The following is a 20460-nucleotide window of genomic DNA, read 5'->3' as shown; positions in this document are numbered from 1 at the left end:
GTACTTCGAGCAGGTGCAAGTAGCTTACGTCGCTCTTTCGGGGGAGTTTTGCCACCGGCTAACGCGGTTACCCCCCGGCTAACGGTCGTGGGGGTTATTTTCCGGCGTGCGTTACTCGACGCCGAGTTAATTTCCTAATCCTTAACCCGCAAATATTATTCCCTCGTATGGTCCATCCCTCACCATGGTCACAGTCGGTATCAACGGGTACGGGACGATCGGGAAACGCGTCGCGGATGCGGTCGCCGCGCAGCCGGACATGGAAGTGGCGGGCGTCGCGAAGACGAGTCCCGATCTGGGTGCCGACGGAGCGGTCGGCCGCGGCTATCCGCTCTACACGATCGACGACCGCATACGCGGGTTCCGGGAGGCGGGCTTCGACGTCGCGGGAACCATCGAGGAGCTCGTCGAGCGCAGCGACGTCGTCGTCGACGCCACGCCCGGCGGCGTCGGTGCGACGTACAAACCGATCTACGAGGCCGCGGACACGCCGGCGATCTTCCAGGGGAAAGAGGAGCACGAGCTGACGGGAACGAGCTTCAACGCCCGCGCGAACTTCGAGGCGGCCCAGGGCGAGGAGTACGTCCGGGTCGTCTCCTGTAACACGACCGGGATCTCGCGGCTGGTCGCCCCCCTCGAGGAGACGTTCGGCGTCGAGAAGGTTCGTGCGACGCTCGTCCGCCGCGGCGGCGACCCGGACCAGGCTGGACGCGGACCGATCAACGACATCCTCCCCGACCCGGTCGCGCTGCCCTCCCACCACGGCCCGGACGTGAACACGATCCTCCCCGACCTCGCCATCGACACTCTGGGACTCAAAGTGCCGGCGACGATGATGCACGTCCACAGTCTCAACGTCGAACTCGGGAGCGAGCCGACCACCGCGGAGGTCAGAGAGCTCCTGGAGGGCGAGTCCCGGATCTTCGTCGTTCCCGAGCGCCTCGCCGCCGACGGTACCGGCAAACTTCGTGAGTACGCCCGGGACCTCGGCCGCCCGCGCGGCGACCTCTGGGAGAACTGCGTCTGGGGCGAGTCACTCTCCGTCTCGGGGAACGAGCTCTACTGCTTCCAGGCGATCCACCAGGAGAGCGACGTCATCCCGGAGAACGTCGACGCGATCCGCGCGGTCTGCGGGCTTGAGAGCAAGGACGAGAGCATGGCGCTCACCGACGAGACCCTCGGCGTCGGGCTGCCGGCGGTCGTCGATCGGGAGCACGCGTCGCTCGCCGTCTGAGCAAGAGCTTTCACCCAGCCGTTCCTACCCGTGGCTATGAGACGCGACGACCGCAACGACCCCTTCGACGACCTCTTCCGCGAGATCGAGCGGATGATGAACGAGATGATGGGCGTCGACGCGCGCGTCGACGTCAGCGCCGACGCCGGCTTCGGCGCCGACACCCACGTCGACGTCTACGACGACGGCGATCAGGTGCGCGTCGTCGCGGACATGCCCGGCGTCGAGAAGTCCGACATCGGCCTCACGTGCGACGGCGAGATCCTGACGATCAGCGCGAACACCGACCACCGCGAGTACGACGAGCGGGTTCGGCTTCCCATCCGCGTCGACGAACACTCCGCGCGGGCGACCTACAACAACGGCGTGCTGGAAGTGAGCTTCGACGTCGCAGACGGCTCGGCCGACATCGACGTCGAGTAACCCGCGCCGGCTTTCTCTCGCACTCACTCGACCCGCGAGCGGATCAGCCCCGCGAGACGCTCCTCGAAGCCGGGTTCGTACTTCGTCGTCTCGTCGATCGTTGGCCGGGCGTTCGTCTCCGAGACGACCGCTCTCTCCCCGGCCACCAGAAGGTCGACGCCCAGATACGGAATATCGAGGACTCTGGCCGTCTCCTCCGCGAGTTCCCGCAGATCGTCGGGAAGGGAGACATCCTCCGCAGTCGCCCCTCGGTGGACGTTGTGTTTCCACCGTCCGTGCGCGCGCGCACGTGAGGGGAGTCGACGTTCGACCGCCCCGACGTACTCTCCCTCGACCACCATCGCCCGGTAGTCGGTCGCCTCTGGGACGTACTCCTGGACGAGGAAGGAGCGGTCGCCGGTCGCGCGGTAGTCGTGGACGAGCGAGAGGTAATCACAGATCCCGAGGAACGTATCGAGGTCCGCGGCGAGCGCGACGCCGGTCCCTCTCGTCGTCGAGTTCGGTTTCACGATCACCGGCGGATCGAACCGCTCGAAGACCTCGACGAGGACGTCCTCGTCTACGGGATTCGAGACGGAGACGCTCTCGGGGACGGGGAGGCCCGCTCGTGAGAGACGGGCGAGCACCTCCGCCTTGTTCCGCGAGGTGAGGATCGCCTCGCGGTCGTTCACCCACGGGAGTCCGTAGAGCGCGTCGACAACTCCGGCCTCCATCGGCCGCGAGGAGGCGACGAGGCCCACGTCGAAGGAGTGGGAGGGCGTTTCGGTGAGAACGGTCGCCCGTTCGGTCGCCCGGAGGAACCCGACGTCGATCCCGTGTGGGGGGAGGATCTCGCGGAGGCGGTCGTACGTCTCGGCGCGGGTGGTGACCGCGAGGCGCATACCCGGAGGAGGGACGAGGGATCAAAAGGTATGTCGGAGCCGTTCCAAAGAGGAGCATGAAGCGAAACGTCGGCGGTGCGGATCGGGTGCTTCGGGGAGTAGTGGCTGCGGCCCTGTTCGCCGTCGCCTATCGGGACCTGTTCAGGGAGGGCCCCTCGCTGGGTCCGCTGCTCGCCATCGTCGCGGGGATCGGACTGACGTTCAACGTCGTGAGCGGACGCTGTCTGGGGAACAGAGTACTGGGAATCGATACCTGTAGAGACGAGTGAGTGCGGCCGAGTCGGGTTACGCGATCAGCAGCTCTTCGCCGCGTTCGACCTCGATCCTGCAGGGCGGGGCGATCTTGTTGTACGCGCGGCGGAGCGCCTCCTTGGCGACGTCGGCGTCCTCGACGTCACACCAGATGGTGAAGACGCGTTCCTCGGCGCCGATCCGTGCGGCGGTTCCGACGACCTTGCCGAACGACTGGCGCATCCCGTCGGAAACCCGGTCCGCGCCCGCGCCGGTCGCCTGCTTGTTCTCGCGGAGGACGTGGTGGGTGAACTTCCGGAGCGTGGCGGCGTAGTTGCCCTCGCCGAGGCTCTTGAGCAGGTGGCGATTCATCGCCAGCCGCGAGGCCTCGAGCGCGCCGTTTCTGATCTGGCCCTCCTCCTCGACGACGAGGCTGATCTGGATCGGCCACTCGTCCGTGCTCTTGTTCCGGTCGCCCATTCGGTGCTGTGCGATCTTCGAGCCGGGGATCCCGGTGATGTACTCCCGTCGGGTGTACGGGGGCTTCGAGATCTCCCGGTACATCGAGCCTGGTTTGTCGGCCATAGTCTTACCCGTTCGGACGTGTACGCCGCACATAACCCCTTCGAAGCGGGGACGAACGGTCCTCCCGAGCCGAGAGATCCCCCGGTAACCCCGCCGGTGAGCCCCGACTCCCCGCGGCCTTTTACCCATCCTGGAGAGAGCACCGCCACTGCGCCGGACGAGCCGGCGACCGACCACGATGAGACGACAGAGACACCGCCGACCCGATCCGACGACGCTCCTCACCCTGATCGTCGTCTGTTCGGCCCTCGCGCTCGCCACCGCCCTCGGTGGCGTCGCCGCGGCCGACGGGTCCTCGGCAGACGAGACGTACGCACAGGACGACCTCGACGGCCAGCTCGTGTGGGCCGGCCAGGAGGTCGAGGTGACCGGCTTCGACCCCGGAGAGGAGCTCCAGCTCTGGTCGGCAGACGGCTTCGAGACGGAGCTCAGAGCCGACGACGAGGGTCGGATAACCGTCGAGACCGACGACCGACACGGCGAGTACACGCTGCGCGACGAGAGCGGCGAGGACCGCTCGTTCGTCGTCACCGCCCAGTGGTTCACTGCGAGCACCGAGTACGCGATCGACTGGTACGACGACGCGACTCAGACGACGCTCTGGATCGACTCGATGCGGACGAGCTACGACGTCGAGGTAAGCTCCGAAGGGCTGAGCGGCGCGGAGCTCGCCGCGCTGTTCGACGCCGGCACGGAAGTCGACGACGGGACGCTCCTCGTCGAGGACGCCGCCGGCGAGCACACCCTCTCGCTCTCGACGCTCGAGGCGGGCGAGTACGAGCTGACCGTGACCGTCACCGACACCGATGTGAGCGACACCGTGACGCTCTCGGTGCCGGAGATCGACCCCGAGGCCGGCTTCGCGGAACGATCGACCGAGGCCGACCGCGGGGACGTGACCGCGTCCACCGTCGAACTGGAGGACACCGACGAGGCCGAACTCCGGATCGGTGGCGAGGACGTCGGTTACGAGGCGAACCTCACCGTCGTCGACGGCTCGAACGACGGCAGCGTCACCGTCGAGGTGAACACCCTGCTCGCGGGGAGCGGCGACGGGGCCGCCTACTCGGCCGCCGACGACCGCGACGAGGTGATCGTCGAGGACGAGGACTCACTCGATGCGACGCTCGAACCCGCGGTGTACGAACTGGAGGTCGGCGCCGACCTGGACCAGGCGACCCAGGACCTCTCGGTGCTCGTGATCGAACCGTTCGACCTCGGAGACGCGAGCGCGCACGTCGCACCCGCGACGGGCCAGCTCGCCGACAGCGAGGCGGTCGAGGCCGCTATCACGGAGCGCGACGAGGTCGCCGCGGGCGACCGCGCGGTGCTCGCCGTCTCCGCACCCAGCCTCTCCGGCGCGTTCGCAGCCGACGAGCTAGACGGGGTGGAGCACACCGTGACCGTCGTACCGACCGGACAGAACAGCGACCCGATCGAACTCACCCCGACGGACGTGATCGTTGGCGACGACGGGACTCATTACGTCGTCGTCGACACGTCCCACGAGGCGATCGACGCGGGCGACCGACTCGAGATCGGGATCGAGGTCGACGACTCGTTCCCCGCCGCCGACGATGCCGAAGGGGCGAGTGCCACCGTCGAGATCGTCGAACCCGCCGTGACGCTCGCGGGCGAGGGGATCGAGGTCGCCGAGGCCGAGGCGGGCGACCGGGGGACGCTCGCCGGAGAGTCGACGCTCGCGCCCGGCACCGAACTGAAACTCCACCTCCGATCGGTCGCCGGCACGCCGTTCGCGGACGTCCTGAGCACCGAGATCGCTTCCGACGGCAGCTGGGCGGTCGAGGTCGACCTCTCCGGCGTCGCGCTCGACACCGAGGTCCAGATCCGGAGCGACCCCGTGGACGAGCTGATCGGCGAGGCGACGGTCGTCTCGCCCGCCGAGAACGAGGGCGACACGACGCCCCCGAGCGAGGGAGCCGACGGAAGCGACGACGACGGGACGACCGGCGTCGTCGATACCGGCGGCGAGGGCTGGAGTTCGAACGGCGAGAGCGCGCCGGTGCAGGCGATCACCGGCGAGGACCAGCCCGGATTCGGCGTCCTCGTCGCGCTGCTCGCGCTCGCGGCCGCCGTCGGGGCGGCCGTCCACGCACGACGGTAGCAGAGAGACGAGCGACCGTTCGAGGACCGCGTTTTCGACGCTCTTTTCGTCGCCGTCGAGGTCCGAACGCTCCCTCAACGATCTTCGAGAGTGATCAGTACTCGAGCACCAGCAGCCCGTCGAACCGCTCGAAGTGTTCCGTGTTCCGCGTGACGACCGGCTCCTCGAACTCGAGGGCGGTCGCGGCGATCAGGCAGTCGCCCAGTCCGACGCTCTGTCCGTCGTTCTGCAGTTCGCCGTACAGCCGGCCGCCGCGAAGCGCGATCGGCCGTGTAACTGGGACGACTTCTTTCGAAGCAGTCACCTCGACGATCGCCGTGTGCTCGACGAGCGGTTCGTGAGATCGCGGCACGCCGGCTTGGAGCTCTGCGAGCGTGATCGCCGAGACACGAACCTGCTCCGGTCCCATCTCGATCTCCTGTGCGCAGGCCATCGCCTCCGCGTCCCGGTGTCGCACGTCGAGGAGAAACGAGGTGTCGAGGATTACCGGTCGCGCAGCTCCTCACCGACCTCCTCGACCGATCGGTCGAGACTCGCGCCCGCGTCCGTGACACGCTCTGCGTAGCCGTCGTTCGGGTCTCCGGTACCCGCGATCTCCAGCAGTGATCGTCCGCCGGTTAGCCGCTCGACCACGTTACTGAAGCTCTCACCCTCTCTTCCGGGCTTTCAACCGCTCGTAGGCCGTTTCGCTCACGGCGATCGTCTTCGTGTTCGCCATGTCTATAGAGTAGTGTGTGAAATCTATAAATAGTTGTGTCGTTCGTGACCTCCCGCGCTCGCCGAACGGCACGCACGAAAGACGGGTGGTGCGAACTGACTCGTATCCGTACTGATCGTCGATACGTTCCGCGGCGGTTAGGTGGAACCGTCTCCCCCGAGTCACGGAAGCGTCCAACCGACTTACCACCCGGTACCCGTCCCGATTTCGGTCCGGTAACTCACTCTGTATTTTCGAGACGTATCGTGGTACTGCGACCCACAATTTAGCTCTCTTCATGCGGTTTTCGCAACCCAAAAACACACAAGGCTTATTATACGTTTGCTGTTTTGGGGAACTGCCCCTACCCATGGCTGTCCCAGTACCGTCGTCGGTCGTCCGGGTTTCATGGACGCGCGACGGGGTCGGTCGGTCAGACAGGTACAACAACCACAACAAATCATGACAGGAAACACAGACATTCGCGAGAAGGGACAGGCGCTGTTCCTTGCCGCGATTATGGTCCTCTCCGTCGTCGCCATGTCCGCAGCGTTTGTGGGCGGAGCGGCTGCCCAGCCGGAGGCTGGCGACGTCGACGTTGAGATCACCGCACCCGATGACGGTGCGGTGGTCGGTACGAATATCGACCTTGACGTGGAGGCCACAGTAACGAACAACGATGACGTTGAAGACATCCCGGACGATTACGAGATCTACTGGGAGCTCTACGACGGTGACGTTGACTTGGACGAGGCCACCGTGGATGACATCGAAGCAGAGGCTCAAGCCGATTTCGATGGAATCGATGCTGGTGAGGACGACTCGTTCGTCTTCGAAGGTATCGATCTCTCGGTACTCGACAACGGTGACTACGTCCACGTCGTCGCCATCTACGACGACGAAGGTAACCTCGAGTATGAGAGCGACGCGCTCGACATTACTCTCGTCGATGAGGTCGGCGACGCCGAGCGAGAAGGCTCGAACATCGAAGACGTCAGCACGGTCTTCCAGGGCCAGAGCGTCTGGGCCGACGTCGACGACGACGACGTCGAACTCCGACAGGGCGACGAGGACGACAGCTCGTTCGTCACGCAGCTCAACGTCCACGTGGACGACCAGGGCCAGCAGTTCGTCCAGATCGACACGGATGACCTCGACGGCGAGTACATCCTCCGAGTCGACGGCGAAGACGACACTGACCTGACGTTCGAGGTCGCGGTGCAGACCCTCGACGCCAACTGGAACGTCTCCACCGTCGAAGAGGGTGAGGAGGCGGAACTCGAGATCGACTCGAACCGCGCTGGCTACACGGCCAACATCACCTCTGACGACTTCGACTCCGCTGAGCTCGAAGACCTCTTCGGTGCGGAGGACAACGCCTCCGCCACCGACGGTGTCTACCAGATCGACGGTGACTCGACGCTCGTCGCCAACTTCACCGGCGTCGACGCGGGTAACTACACCTTCGACGCGTCCGTGATCGACACGACCGCGGAGGCCAACGCCACGATCGAAGTCGGCGAGGCTCCCGACGCGCAGGCTGAGTTCACCGAGTCCTCCTACACTGCTTACCAGGGCGGTATCGCTGAGTTCGAGGTCGACCTCGAAGGCAGCGAGGACGCCTGGGTCCAGGTCGGCACTGACGACCTCGGATACAACGCGACCGTCCACGTCCACGACGGTAGCGAGTCCGGCAACGTCACGGTCTACATGAACACGTACCTCGCCGGCCAGGAAGACGTCGACGAGAACGACGTCTACTGGACCGAGGACGACGACGATGAAGTCGTCTCCGCCACGCTCAACCACCCCGACGAGCATCTCGAGCGACCGCTTGACGCCGCCGACTACGACATGTCCGTGACGGCGATCGAAGGCGGCGAGGAACAGGACCTCGCGGCCCTCGTGATCTACGAGTACGAGTCCGGTGACGAGCTGAAGAACCACATCGCCCCGAGCGGTGAGGACATCGACGACGCATCGGACGTCCGCGAGTGGGCGACCGCCGCTGACGTCGTCGCCGAGAACGACCAGGTCATCGCCTCCTTCGAGGCGAGCAGCTTAGAGGGCGTCTTCGACGGTGAGGACGACCTCGAGGAACTGATCGATGCAGGCGTTCTGAGCGTGACGGTCGAGGAGAACGAGAGTTCCGTCGGCCCGAACCAGAACCCCGCGAACATCTCCGTCGATAACATCGAGATCGTCAACGACTTCGAGAACGACACGCACTACCTGGTGATCGACATCAGTGGCGCGGAGTCCGGTGAAGTCTACGACGTGCTCGTCGAGTTCGAGGACGACGGTGCGCTCGAGCACTACCTCGACGACGACGTCGAACTCGAGTCCCAGTTCGAGATCGTCGACCGACAGGCGACCCTCGACGACACGATGGACGCGAACCTGAATGTCACCGCCAGCGAGGACGTCTCGATGAGCGGCGAGACCACGCTCGCGCCGGGCTCGGAGATCGAACTCCGACTCCGCTCGACCGCTGGAACCTCGTTCATCCACACGCAGGACGTCACCGTTGACGACGACTACACGTGGAACGCGACCGTCGACCTGAGCGAGAAAGAGCTCGGCACCGAGTTCGACATCATGCTCCGAAGCGGCGGTGAGAACATCGCAGCCTACGACTACACCGGCATGATCGTCGACGCGAAGTACGCCGACGGCCCCGCGGGTGTCTGTGAACTCACCGTGAACGTCGAGGACGAGGACGGCAACGCCATCTCCGGCGCGACCGTCTCCGTCGGCGACAAGTCCGAGGCCACCGGCTCCGACGGCTCCGTCGTCATGGAGCTCAACCGCGGCGACCACACGCTCGACGTGAGCGCCGACGGCTACGAGGACCACTCGCAGATGGTCACCCTCGACTCCGCGGAGAAGTCCGTGACGGTCACGCTCTCCGAGGAGACCGAGGACGAGTACGGTGACGACGACCCGGCGGTGTCTGACGACGACGCCGACGACGTCCCCGGTGCCGACGACGACTTCGACGGCGACGACGACGTCTCGACCCCGAGCGAGGACCAGCCTGGCTTCGGTGTCATCGTCGCGCTGATCGCGCTGCTGGCCGCCGCCGGCCTCGCCGCGCGAAACCGCGTCTGAACTCGACCACCGAACCACCGGGTACGCGCCCGGTCCCTACCCACCGCGGTTTTTTATGCGCTCGACCGCCGAGCGGGAGCGACCGGAACGGACGTCGAACGGCTCCTCGGACGGTCAGCAAACATATACCGACGGGCCGCCACCCACGAGACATGACCGAGCTCTCCGCGGTGACCGACCCACTTCTCTGGGCGGTCGTCGCGGCGTTCCTCGTCGCGAGCGCCGCCGAGTGGCGGGATCCCTCACTCGGCCGGCGGGCGATGGCCGGCGCGTGGGTGCTCTTCGCCGGGTTCTGGCTGCTGATGATCCCCTTCTTCGCGTTCGAACACCGGAGCGTGATCCAGACCGTCCTCGTGGCAATCGGCGTCCCGGCCTGTCTCGCCGTTGCCTACCACCTCTCATCGGGTCGCGTCTCGCTGCTCGTGCTCTCGCGGGCGGTGACCGTCGCGCTCGTCATCTACATCCCGTTCGAGACGGTCACCCCCCTCCACGACGGGCTGATCGAGGTCGTCGCCGCACAGACCGAGTGGGGCCTCGCCGCGCTCGGCACCGAGTACGAGTTCGTCGACGACGACCGGGGCCTGCGGAGCCTCTTCGTCTTCCCGGGCACCGAAACCGCCTCCGGTGGGGCGTACTCGACCCGGATCGTCTTCGCGTGTACGGGCATCGGGAGCATGGCGATCTTCGGCGGGCTGACCGCCGCCGTCCGTGCACCCCTGCGCCGGCGCCTCGCCGCGCTCGGCCTCGCCATCGGTGCGATCTGGGTCATGAACGTCGTCCGCAACGTCTTCATCGCTCACTCCTCGGGCGAACAGCTCTTCGCCCACGAGGCGCTCGTCGGGCCCGTGATGACCGTCTTCGGACTCTCCGATCCCGTCCGCGTCTCCTTTTTCGTCGCGGATCGAATCCTCTCGCAGGGGCTCGCCGTCGTCGCGCTGCTCGCGCTGTTCTGGGTCGTCCTCAAACTGTTGCCAGAGCTGGCAGTGATCGTCGAGGACCTGCTCTACCTGCTCACCGGTACGGAGTACGACCTCCTCGACTCGCCAGCACCGATCACTCGGCCGAGCGACGACTGAAAGCTTACTACAGCCGAGGAGATACTCCTCGCGATGAACCGACGGCGGGCGCTCTCGGCGATCGGCGGCGGTCTCCTCGCGCTCGGATCGTTCCGCGCGGTCGACAACGTCCTGCTCGGCTACGGACACGTCGACGGCGGGACGAACCTACTCGACCAGGAACTCGACGGCCTGCTCGACGAACGCCTCGAACTCGACCCGGTGACCGTCGACGGCGAACGCGGGAGCTACGAACTCCTCGTCGAATCCGAAGACGAGCGGGCGTGGCTCCGACCGCACGGTGGCGAGTGGTCCTCGACCCCCTCTCCGACCGACGCCGTTCGCCGAGCGGACGACGACCACGGCCTCGCTTGGGCGGTCACCACGCTCGTCGAGGATGCCGCGGCGATCGAGCGAGGAGCACACGACTACGAGTTCCACGGACCGGAGGGGTTCTTCGACCGGGTCCGCGACGCGGAGCACCGTCCGGCGATCACGGGGGCGATGCGTGGCTCGGTCGCGGCTCCCGTCTCGCCGGAGACGGTAGTCGAGTTCGCTGCCGCCGAACCCTCGAACCCCGAGGCGCTCGCGAACGGCCTCGCGGAGGGGTTCCGGGAGTACGGGAGCTACGACGTCCCGCGGTACGTCGGCGGGTCGATCCAGGACAACGTGCTTCTGGGCAGGGTCGACCTCAGAGCGCCGTTCGAGGTGACGACCGACCTCGACTCGCTGCTCGAACGGGGACACACGGGGCTGTTCTGCTGGGAGCTCTCCTACCGGGCGATCGAGGCGTTCCACGCGGTCCCTGCGGTCAGACAGGCCGTTCCCGTAGCCGCGTTCTGGGTTCGCGACAGGCGGCACAAACACGTCTACAACGGCCTCGCGACGGCGTTTCTCGAGGACGGTCTCCGAATCGCGGTCACCTTCCTCGATTACACCCACTCGACGCTCTATCACGACGTCAGGCTCACCGGTCTCGCGGGCGAGCGGCTCTCGGCGTACGACGAGTGGCATAGAGCCGACGAGGTCCACTGGGACGTTCCCGACCTCTGATCAGAGCGAGAGCCAGCCGGTCTCCAGGTTCCTGTCGCGCAGCGTCCAGCGCTGGGCTGGCCCCGTCTCGGTCTCCGCGAGTTCGACCACGGCGTCGAACAGCGGCGTGAGCCGGCCGACGACGGGTGTGTCGGGGTCGATCGGAAGATGGAGGTGGGCCATGCCGTCGACCGATCGGACCCGGTGGGTCAGCAGGTGGAGGAACCGGAAGACGGTCACCTCCTCCGAGGAGGCGAGGACCGGGACGAGCGAGTCGAAGCAGAGCCGGAGCTCCGCGGGCGAGAGCCCGCAGGCGGCCCGGTCGAGCGCCTCGATCGCCCCCGAGATCTCGATGCCGAGTTCGGAGAGCCGCCCGCAGGAGACCGTCCGCGTCGGAACGGGCAACAGCGGTGTGGAGGTCGCCGCGGTCGCGCTACGGGCGGGCCGGTGGTACTCGACGACGCGCGTGTGATCGCCTCCTCTGTGTGTCTGCGGGAGACAGGACAGCGGCGGCTCCCGTCCCTCGGTGAGGACGAACAGCCGGCGTCGGGCGACGTCGGTCCCGAGGAACGCCTCGCACGCGTGCGTTCTGATCCGGTCCGGGACCGAGCCGACGACGAGGAGCGCGGAGCCGTGACGCTTCATCGCATCGAGCTCGCGGACGAGCGTCGCCGTCTCCGCGTAGTCAGGTTCGGTGGACCGCCACTCCTCGACCATACTCTTAACCAAGAGACAACGGGTAAGAAAATAAACGTTGCGTCCGACCGTGCGACCCACACACACGGTTGGTAGGGGACCGTCAAGTATTCAGCCGAACGCGGTCCGAGTAGAATTCGAATGCCGCCTCCCCGATTTGAACGGGGGACAGCTCGATCTTCAGTCGAGTGCTCTCCCAGGCTGAGCTAAGGCGGCCCTACTCCGAGCGACGATCAGCCGGAGAAAAAGCCTTTCGAAAGGCGCACGTCCCGTGAGCGGCGTTACGTCCCACATAACGCTCCAGGGGAACTCGTCGCTTGGGGGGCACGACTCCCGACGAGCGTTATCCTCCGTCTAACCCCTACTCGACCGGGTTTAGAGGGGTGTGTAGCCGGCGTTACCGGACTAGTAGTAAACATCCGATAGATCGTGGTGAGGGTATGCTCTCAGTCGAGTGTCGGCGTGAGGGTCGCCGGTCCACGGCCGGAGACGGCCAGCCCGAGACGCCCACACCCTCCTCCGGGGGTGGGTGACGTGGTCGGTATCTGCTGCGTGCTCGGCGGCGACGACGGCACCCCGACCGAGTTCCTCGCGCGGAGCGACCGCGCGGTCACCCGCTACAGCGACCGGGAGGTGGCGGTCTACGCGGCCTCCCACCCGGGGATCGGGACGGCGGGTCCGTACCACGTCGGCGAGGCACTGGTCTGGTTCGTCGGCGAGGCGTTCGGCTTCGACGACGACGCCGTCGGGGGCGATCTCGGTCACGTCCCTCGCCCCAGATCCGTCGACAGCGCACACTACTGTGCGCGGCTCTACGCCGACCACGGGCCCGCGTTCGCCGACGGGCTGAACGCCAACGGGTTCGCGCTCGTCTACGAGCGGGACACTGGCCGGGTCCACCTGATCACCGACCGGCTCGCGACGCTCCCCGTCTATCACGCTCGGGCCGACGACGGTTCGGTCGTCTTCTCCACCGACGTCCAGGAGCTCCCCACCCACCCCGGAGTCGAGACCGCGTTCGACCCCGACCTCACCCGGGAGTACCTCGCGTTCGGGAGGACGTTCGGGACCACGACGCCACTGAACGGGGTCGAATCGCTCGGTCCGGCGACGGTGACGACGGTGGATCTCGGCACTGGGAGCACCGACTCTCGGCGGTACTGGGAGCCGCGGTACCGCCCTCGCGAACGGCCCGTCGAGTCGGTGATCGACGAGCTCGCCGAGACCCTGCGAACGGTGCTCCTCGAGCGGATCGAACGCGGTCGGGAGTACGGCGTGTTGCTCTCGGGCGGGAGCGCCTCGCGGCTCGTGCTCGCCGCGCTCGACGCCGACGCGACCGCGTTTCACGTCGCGGACTGGATGAGCCGCGAGGCCCGGACCGCCGAGCGGGTCGCCCTGCGAGGGGGCCACGAGTTCCGATTCCTCCGGCGTGACGGGAGCGAGGGACACGCGTTCGACGCGGGCGGCGAGCTGACGGGGTTCGACGGCCCGGCGACACACCGCCCGCTCGCGGGGCTCGAACGACACGTGATCTCCGAGGTCGACGTGCTGCTCTCGGGCGCCTTCGCCGACGCGCTGTTCGGTCGGGGAGGGATTCCGGCACGAACGGTCGAGCACGATCGGGTCGGCACCCTCGCGCTCCCGGTCGAACGCCCTCTCGACTCGGTCCAGGCGTACGTCGGGTGGCTCGCGGAGGGGGCGGCAGACGAACCGGTCGGCGGCCGCGAGGCGGAGCGGATCCTCGCCTCGAACGTCGGGTGCGTGGACGGACGAATCGACCACCACGGTGTGGCGTACGCCTCGCTCGCCGACCTGCGCTACTGCGGGGAGTGGTGGCCGCTCGCGAACGGGATGGGGGTCGTCCCACACCTGAGCCTGACCCGCACCCTCCCCTACCGAACGCCGTTCCTCGACGCCCGGCTGGTCGACCTCGCGCTGACCGTTCCGGTACAGTACCGGCTGCGAGGCGACCTGGTCGCCCGCGCCGTCGAGCGCGTCTCGCCGACGCTCGCGGGGATCCCCGACGCCGAGAGCGGCGAACCGCTCACCCGACCGTTCCCCGTCGAGTATCTCACACGGACCGCGCGGCACGTCTGGCGGAACCATCTCGGCGACGAGACGCCACCCCGGGCGCGGATGAGCGACGACCCGTGGACCGACCCAACACCCCTCCGGGAGGTCGGTATCGTTCGGCGCGCGATCGACGGTCGTTGCCACCTCGCCCGGGAGGTACCTGGCCTCGATACGGAGACGCTCCGGCGTTGGGAGCGCGAGCACGACGCGGGGAGGGATCGGACGGCGGAACTCACGACGGCGCTCACGCTGCTCTCGATGCCCGTCGTGGAGTCCGTCACTGCTGCTGGAGGCGATCGGCCACGCGATCGGCCGAACGCGAGGTGGCAGCCGTGAACGCGTCGCTCCGGGCGCTGATCGTCGAGATAGACGGCGCGAGCCCACAGCTCCTCGACCCGATGCTCGACCGTGGCCTCCTCCCCACGCTCTCGTCGCTCGCCGAGACGGGCGCGAGCGGTCCGCTCAGATCACAGGTCCCCCTCCACGGGACGAGCGCGTGGTCCTCGCTTCACACCGGCACGAACCCCGGGAAACACGGCGTCTTCGGACCGTTCGTCTACGAGGGCTACGACTGGGTCCACACGGACGTGAACGCGCCCCGGGAGCCGGCGCTCTGGGAGATCCTCGCTTACCACGGCCTCTCGAGTACCGTGGTGAACGTCCCGTTCGCGACGTCCGGGGAGTCGGTCGCGGCGGTCCCCGCGGCCTGTCCTCCCGCGTCGTCGGTCGACGAAGACCTCTCGGCGGTTCGCGAGGCGATCGGGGAGTACCGACTCTCACCCGAACCCGGTGTCGAGGGTGCCGAGCGGGCGCTGGTCGACCAGCGCCTGGCCGCGTTCTCTCACCTGCTCGACGTGGCTGCGCCCGACGTCGGGATCGTCCGGTTCGAGTCACCTGGACGGGTGAACAGGGGCGACGCGGACCGCGAACAACTCTACCGGGCGATCGACGCGGGACTCGGCGACCTCCTCGAACGGGTCGATGCGGACCTCGTCGTCGTCGCGAGCGCGTACGGTCTGGCCCAGAGCTGTGGTCACGAGCTCCGGGTCAACGAGTTCCTCCACCGGCGGGGCTACCTCGAGAGCGGTCCGTGCCGCGGGAAGCCGGCGACGCCGACCGAGGCGGAGTGTGTCGCCGAACCGATCGGCTCCGGTCCCATCGACCGGGTCATCGGTGGGACCCGCCGCGTCCTGCCGCGGGCGCTGCTCGGGAGGGGATCGCGTTCGGTCGACCTCGCGGGCTCGACGGCCTATCTCCGCTCGCCGGTCGAGTACGGTCTCCGGGTGAACCGTCGCGGCCGCGAGCCCGACGGCGTCGTCGGAGCAGACCGGTACGAGACGCTGCGGAGCGAACTGATCGAGACGCTCAGGGACCTGACGGCGCCGAACGGCGACCCGGCGTTCACGGACGTCGTCAGACGGGAGGCGTACCTCTGGGGCCCGCACGTCGACGAGGCGCCCGACGTCGTCGCGATCCCGAACGAGGGCGTCTCGCTCTCGGCGGCCCTCGGCGGCGAGGTGTTCGACTCGCGGGGAGGGACGCCGTGTCGGACCCCGACGGGCTACCTCGCCGTGGCCGGCCCCGGCATCGACCCGCGGACGCTCTCCGACGCTCACCTCTTCGACGTCGCTCCGACCGTCCTCGCCGCGCTGTCGCTCCCGCTCTCCGACCGGATGGACGGAGCCCCGCTCCCGGTAGCGCCCCGGACCGGGCGGATGAGCTACCCACAGCCGGCGACCGACGCGGCGATTGAGACCGACGGGGGGCGACGATGAGCAGCCGGGGGGTCCCCGACCACGTCGGCTCGGCAGCCGAGACGATCGAGCCGGCCCCGAACAGGGAACTCGGGTCGATCGAACCCGAGGTCGATCGACCGGAACGGACGACCCGTACCGGGCTGTTCCCGTTCTACGCTGCACACGGCGTCGGCCGGATCGCGCTCTACGGCCACGAGGCGCGAGCGCTCACCGACGCACTCCGCGCGCTCGAATCGATCTACGAGGGGGAGACGGTGTTGCTCCCCTCGCTCACGCCGGGGACCCTCGCGGAGGCGGTACGGGTAGCCGGACTCGTCCCCCGGTTCTACCCGCTCACCGACGACCTCCGTCCCACCGAGGAGGTCGCCGAGTGGTTCGACGAGACCGTGCTCGCGGCCGTCATCGCCCACCCGTTCGGCCGCCTCCAGCCCGATGAGTCGATCGACTCGTTCGCCGACCGCTGTGTCGACCACGGCGCGGGCCTGATCGAGGACGCCACTCGAGCGGCGCTGAGCACGCACGACGGAGACGCTGTCGGGCTCACCGGCGACGTCGGCCTGCTCGCGTTCTCCCCGTTCTTCCGGGTGCCGAACGGTGCTGCGCTCGTACCCGGAGCGGGGATACGGAGCGAGGCGCTCCGAAACGCGTCGGTCGAGCATCGGTTCACGAGCGACGACGTTCGCTATAGCCTCTCGACGGTGTTTCGCGCGACCGCCGCGGCCCCCGTCGTCTCGTCGCTCTCACGGACGCTCTCCCCGGTACGGTCACACCCGCGGGAAACGGAGCGGGCACCGGCGTACGCGTCGACCGACGTGGCGATGTCGAAGCTCTCCCGGATGCTGCTCGATCACGTCGATCCCGAGTGGTGTGTCGGCGCCCGGCGAGCGAACGCGACGGCGTGGCGCTGGCACCTGGCGGACGTCGAGGGCGTCTCTCCCCTCTTCGACGCCTCTACACGGGGGTGTTGTCCCTCTGCCCTTCCGGTGATCGTCGAGAACGGGAGGGCCGCCGGTCGCCTCCGCGAGGCCTGGCCGAGGCTCGTCCCGGCGGTCCTGGAGGGAGATGCCTACGAGACCGAACGGGCGCTCGCCGCACGGACGCGACTCCTCCCCGTCGACCAGTCGATCGACCCGGAGACGGTCGAGGCGGTCGGACGGACCTGGTTCGGCGAGCGGTGATCCGGGAGAGACCACCTCGCGGAGGCCGTCACTCGAACGGAGGGGTGCGATCGCGGTCCTTCGAGAGCCCGACCGGCGAGCAAGATATACTCGAATTTTTGGATCTAATATCAAGATACTTTTGGAACCGAAAAAGAGTTCTCCGATGACCGACCGAGAGGGGGTATGGCAGGACGGACGGATATCTCGCCAACGTACGACTTCGGCGATCGAGTTTCGACGGGTGTCGAGGGGATCGACACCGTTCTTCACGGGGGTTCGTCCCCGAACACACCTACATGGTCCGGGGCGACCCGGGGGCCGGAAAGAGCCTCCTCGGACTTCACTTCCCCATCGAGGGCTTCGAGTCGGAGGAGACGGTGCTCTACATCAACCTGGAGGAGACGGAGGCGAACATCCGCCAGAGCGCACGCTCGTTCGGCTTCGACATCGAGGGCGTCGATTTCCTCGATCTGAGCCCCGAGTCGGAGTTCTTCGTACGGGACCTCTCGTACGACGTCTTCCGCCCGGACGAGGTCGAACAGGGGACGATCACGGCGACGATCGCGGACCGGGTGGAGGCGCTCTCGCCCGACAGGGTGGTCGTCGACCCGCTGACCCAGCTGCGGTATCTCACCCCCGACGACTACCAGTTCAGGAAGCAGGTGCTCGCGTTCATGCGCTTTCTCCACGACCAGGGCACGACGGTGCTCTTCACCTCCCAGGACATCGAACCCGACCCCGACGACGACCTGCAGTTCATGAGCGACGGCACGATTACCCTGGAGAACACGCGAGACGGCCGGTTCGTGGAGGTGACGAAGTTCAGGGGCTCTGACTTCGAGGGCGGCGAACACTCGCTTCGGATCCACCGCGGCGGGATGACGGTCTACCCCGACCTGATCCCGCGCCAGCACCGACGTGAGTTCGTCTCGGAGAAGGTCCCCTCCGGAGTGCCCGAATTCGACGAGCTCCTCCACGGCGGGATCGAACGTGGGACCGTGACGATCATCACCGGCCCGACCGGCGTCGGAAAGACGACGACGGGGGTGCAGTTCATGAAGGAGGCGGCGGGTCGTGGCGAGCGGTCGGTCGTTTACTCGTTCGAGGAGGCAGAGGACACGCTCGTCCACCGGTGTGGGGCGATCAACGTGTCGGTGCGCGAGATGCTCGAGAGCGAGACCCTCGCGATCGAGGAGATCGAACCGCTGCAGCTGTCGGCCGACGAGTTCGCGCACATGGTGCGAGAGGAGGTCGAGAACAGGGACGCGCGGATCGTGATGATCGACGGGATCGCCGGCTACCGGCTCTCGGTTCGCGGCGAGCGGGGGGAGCTGAACCGCGAACTCCACAAGCTCGGGAAGTATCTGAAGAACAGGGGGGTGACCGTCGTCCTCGTCAACGAGTCGACGAGCATCGCCGGCGATCACGGGGAAGCGATTACAACCGTCCGTATGAACCTCGCGACCGGTCCGGACGGACCTCTTACGGACCCCTACACACACCCGATCACGTTCGTACGAGCGGACTTCCAGGCCGCAGCGACGGCCTCCGGGTCGTCCCGTCGGCGTCGGCCCCTCTCGAGAAGCTCCTTTGGGGTGGGTGGGCCGTCGTCCGTTCTCGTGTGACGTGGTACCGTTCGACCCCTGGACACTTTTGTTCGTTCGCCCGATAGGGTCCGTGGTCGAACATGGCGAAGCGAACGCTTACCCGACGACGGTTCACGCTCGCGGCCGGCAGTGCCGCAGTCGTGGGTCTCGCGGGCTGTGCCGACGAAGAGGGAGAGGAGATCGACGACGAGACGGACACCACCGCGGACGACGCGGACGCCGACGATGCGGTGGACGACGCGGATGCGGACGATGTGGCGGACGACGGAGCCGCCGACGACGCCGACGAAGAAGACGCGGACGACGCCGACGACGACCAGACGGACGATGCGGACGACGACTTCGAGATCGAGGACGAGGAGGACGAGCCGCAGCTGACGATCCGCCTCGAGAACGAGGACGGCGAGCCGGTCTCGACGGGCGTCCTCGTCAGGATCGAGGAGCTCGACGGCTTCACCACGCACAACTTCAGCGAGGAGATCGACGGCGGCGAGCTCCAGCCCTCGGTGGTCGACGAGGGCACGCTCCTGATCACGGTGACGAGTCCCGAAGAGGAGTTCGAGCCCCAGGAGGAGGAGGTCGAGTTCGAGGGCGAGGACACCGACGTCGAGTTCGTGCTCGAGGGTGCGACGGGCGACGACGAGGCCGACGCCCCGGAGGGCGAGGAGGGCGACGCGGCCGAAGAGGACGAGGACGAAGACGACGACTGAGCGCCCGAACCGTCGGGTCGGCGTGCCGCTCCGTACCGGCGTCTCCCCGATCGAACCGTCCAACGACTTCCGCTCGATCCGATCCCCTTGAGGGTGAACCGACGACCTCCTCTTCTCGCGCTCGCCGTCCCGATCGGACGCTCGCCTCTCGGACCGCTGGCGCGGGTGATCCGGTAGCGGTGGGCTTTTCCACTCCGGGGCGAGAGAGTCGGCTATGGACGTCGGGATCGTCGCCAAACGGGAGAACCCGCGGGCGGCCTACCTCGCCGAGGAGCTCCGAGGAACGCTCGAACGCGAGGGGGCGACGGTCCGTATCGACGAGGCGACGGCGGCCGCCCTCGACGACGAGGGCGTTCCCCCCGAGGCGATGCGCGGCACCGACCTCGTGGTCTCGATCGGCGGCGACGGCACCTTCCTCTTCACCGCGAGGGCGGTCGGTGACACGCCGATCCTCGGGGTGAACCTGGGGGAGGTCGGCTTCCTGAACGCCGTCGCACCGGACGAGGCGCTTTCGGCCGTGCGGGCCGCGTTCGACCACCACGAGGAGACCGGCGAGGTCCGTTCGCGGGCGGTCTCGCGGCTCCAGGCGGTGGGTCCGGGCTGGTCGCTCCCACCTGCACTGAACGAGATCACGATCTGCGGACCACAGCGTGGCACCGGCGGGGGGCTCTCGGTCGAGGTTCGCGTCGACGGCTCGCTCTACACCGGCGGCCACGCCGACGGTGTGTTGCTCGCCACGCCGACCGGATCGACGGCGTACAACCTGAGCGAGGGTGGCCCGCTCGTCCACCCCGACCTCGACGGGGTTCTGATCACGGAGATGTGTGCCCGGGAGTCGATGCCGCCGCTGATGATCCCCGCGGGCAGGGAGATCACGGTCCGGGTGGACGACGCCGAGGCGGCGTACGCGATCGCCGACGGCCGGAGACGCAGGCGGGTCGAGCCACCCGAACGGATACGGATCTCGTGTGCCGACGAGCCGGTCTGCATGGCGGGCCCGGAGGTAGACTTCTTCGAGGCGCTCTCGAAGCTAGACTGACTGGTAAAGGGAAACGTTGAACCGGCGAACGTCCTTAGAGGGTT

General features: G+C 67.5%; 18 protein-coding genes and 1 tRNA gene. 13 read left to right on the top strand and 6 right to left on the bottom strand.

Features of this window, described 5'->3' with window-relative positions; all coding sequences use genetic code 11:
* Positions 1 to 184: 184 nt before the first annotated feature.
* Together V2L32_RS01715 and V2L32_RS01710 are read left to right on the top strand one after the other, a co-directional pair.
* Complete coding sequence (locus tag V2L32_RS01715; RefSeq protein WP_331234710.1) at positions 185 to 1234, top strand: type II glyceraldehyde-3-phosphate dehydrogenase; 1050 nt, start codon at positions 185 to 187, stop codon at positions 1232 to 1234.
* Between the two features lie 36 nt (positions 1235 to 1270).
* The gene (locus V2L32_RS01710; protein ID WP_331234709.1) at positions 1271 to 1657 is read left to right on the top strand and encodes an Hsp20/alpha crystallin family protein; all 387 of its coding nucleotides are present in this window, start codon (positions 1271 to 1273) and stop codon (positions 1655 to 1657) included.
* A gap of 23 nt (positions 1658 to 1680) precedes the next feature.
* On the opposite strand, the gene V2L32_RS01705 is transcribed toward V2L32_RS01710, so the two are convergent.
* A complete protein-coding gene (locus tag V2L32_RS01705; RefSeq protein ID WP_331234708.1) occupies positions 1681 to 2538 on the bottom strand; it encodes an ATP-grasp domain-containing protein in 858 nt (285 codons plus the stop codon).
* Between the two features lie 56 nt (positions 2539 to 2594).
* Between V2L32_RS01705 and V2L32_RS01700 the strand changes: the two genes are divergently transcribed.
* On the top strand, positions 2595 to 2807 hold the full coding sequence (locus tag V2L32_RS01700; RefSeq protein WP_331234707.1) for a YgaP family membrane protein: 213 nt from the start codon (positions 2595 to 2597) through the stop codon (positions 2805 to 2807).
* Between the two features lie 16 nt (positions 2808 to 2823).
* Here the strand turns inward: V2L32_RS01700 and V2L32_RS01695 are convergent, their stop codons facing one another.
* Positions 2824 to 3354: a 50S ribosomal protein L16 gene (locus V2L32_RS01695; RefSeq protein WP_331234706.1), complete on the bottom strand. Its 531-nt coding sequence runs from the start codon at positions 3352 to 3354 to the stop codon at positions 2824 to 2826.
* 178 nt (positions 3355 to 3532) lie between these two features.
* Between V2L32_RS01695 and V2L32_RS01690 the strand changes: the two genes are divergently transcribed.
* On the top strand, positions 3533 to 5479 hold the full coding sequence (locus V2L32_RS01690; RefSeq protein WP_331234705.1) for a DUF7827 domain-containing protein: 1947 nt from the start codon (positions 3533 to 3535) through the stop codon (positions 5477 to 5479).
* A 94-nt stretch (positions 5480 to 5573) separates the two neighbouring features.
* Here V2L32_RS01690 and V2L32_RS01685 read toward each other — a convergent pair whose 3' ends face one another.
* Positions 5574 to 5936, bottom strand: coding sequence for a PIN domain-containing protein (locus V2L32_RS01685; RefSeq protein WP_331234704.1), 363 nt, complete (start codon positions 5934 to 5936; stop codon positions 5574 to 5576).
* 26 nt (positions 5937 to 5962) lie between these two features.
* The gene (locus V2L32_RS01680) at positions 5963 to 6112 is read right to left on the bottom strand and encodes a hypothetical protein (RefSeq protein WP_331234703.1); all 150 of its coding nucleotides are present in this window, start codon (positions 6110 to 6112) and stop codon (positions 5963 to 5965) included.
* A 526-nt stretch (positions 6113 to 6638) separates the two neighbouring features.
* On the opposite strand from V2L32_RS01680, the gene V2L32_RS01675 reads away from it, so the two are divergent.
* The 3 genes from V2L32_RS01675 (at position 6639) to V2L32_RS01665 (ending at position 11395) form a co-directional block, all read left to right on the top strand.
* Positions 6639 to 9287, top strand: coding sequence for a DUF7827 domain-containing protein (locus tag V2L32_RS01675; protein WP_331234702.1), 2649 nt, complete (start codon positions 6639 to 6641; stop codon positions 9285 to 9287).
* 152 nt (positions 9288 to 9439) lie between these two features.
* Positions 9440 to 10363: an archaeosortase A gene (gene artA / locus V2L32_RS01670; RefSeq protein ID WP_331234701.1), complete on the top strand. Its 924-nt coding sequence runs from the start codon at positions 9440 to 9442 to the stop codon at positions 10361 to 10363.
* A 33-nt stretch (positions 10364 to 10396) separates the two neighbouring features.
* Positions 10397 to 11395: a hypothetical protein gene (locus tag V2L32_RS01665; protein ID WP_331234700.1), complete on the top strand. Its 999-nt coding sequence runs from the start codon at positions 10397 to 10399 to the stop codon at positions 11393 to 11395.
* Here the strand turns inward: V2L32_RS01665 and V2L32_RS01660 are convergent, their stop codons facing one another.
* Positions 11396 to 12091: a DUF7504 family protein gene (locus V2L32_RS01660; protein WP_331234699.1), complete on the bottom strand. Its 696-nt coding sequence runs from the start codon at positions 12089 to 12091 to the stop codon at positions 11396 to 11398.
* A 121-nt stretch (positions 12092 to 12212) separates the two neighbouring features.
* Positions 12213 to 12286 (bottom strand) — tRNA-Phe (locus V2L32_RS01655).
* Positions 12287 to 12604: 318 nt separating this feature from the next.
* Between V2L32_RS01655 and V2L32_RS01650 the strand changes: the two genes are divergently transcribed.
* The 6 genes from V2L32_RS01650 to V2L32_RS01625 all read left to right on the top strand — a co-directional run bounded on the left by V2L32_RS01650 (position 12605) and on the right by V2L32_RS01625 (position 20416).
* Positions 12605 to 14479: an asparagine synthase-related protein gene (locus V2L32_RS01650; protein WP_331234698.1), complete on the top strand. Its 1875-nt coding sequence runs from the start codon at positions 12605 to 12607 to the stop codon at positions 14477 to 14479.
* Complete coding sequence (locus V2L32_RS01645) at positions 14476 to 15918, top strand: alkaline phosphatase family protein (RefSeq protein WP_331234697.1); 1443 nt, start codon at positions 14476 to 14478, stop codon at positions 15916 to 15918. Before V2L32_RS01650 ends, V2L32_RS01645 begins: the two co-directional genes overlap by 4 nt.
* A complete protein-coding gene (locus V2L32_RS01640) occupies positions 15915 to 17078 on the top strand; it encodes a DegT/DnrJ/EryC1/StrS family aminotransferase (protein ID WP_331234696.1) in 1164 nt (387 codons plus the stop codon). Before V2L32_RS01645 ends, V2L32_RS01640 begins: the two co-directional genes overlap by 4 nt.
* 278 nt (positions 17079 to 17356) lie before the next feature.
* On the top strand, positions 17357 to 18685 hold the full coding sequence (locus tag V2L32_RS01635) for an ATPase domain-containing protein (protein ID WP_331234695.1): 1329 nt from the start codon (positions 17357 to 17359) through the stop codon (positions 18683 to 18685).
* Between the two features lie 62 nt (positions 18686 to 18747).
* Positions 18748 to 19377: a hypothetical protein gene (locus V2L32_RS01630; protein ID WP_331234694.1), complete on the top strand. Its 630-nt coding sequence runs from the start codon at positions 18748 to 18750 to the stop codon at positions 19375 to 19377.
* A 214-nt stretch (positions 19378 to 19591) separates the two neighbouring features.
* Complete coding sequence (locus V2L32_RS01625; protein ID WP_331234693.1) at positions 19592 to 20416, top strand: NAD(+)/NADH kinase; 825 nt, start codon at positions 19592 to 19594, stop codon at positions 20414 to 20416.
* The last annotated feature ends 44 nt before the right edge of the window (positions 20417 to 20460 follow it).

It is taken from the genome of Halalkalicoccus sp. CGA53, from assembly GCF_036429475.1.
Lineage (GTDB): Archaea > Halobacteriota > Halobacteria > Halobacteriales > Halalkalicoccaceae > Natronorarus > Natronorarus salvus.
The sequence above is the reverse complement of the archived record's forward strand: the minus strand, read 5'-3'. Positions and strand labels throughout refer to the sequence as shown.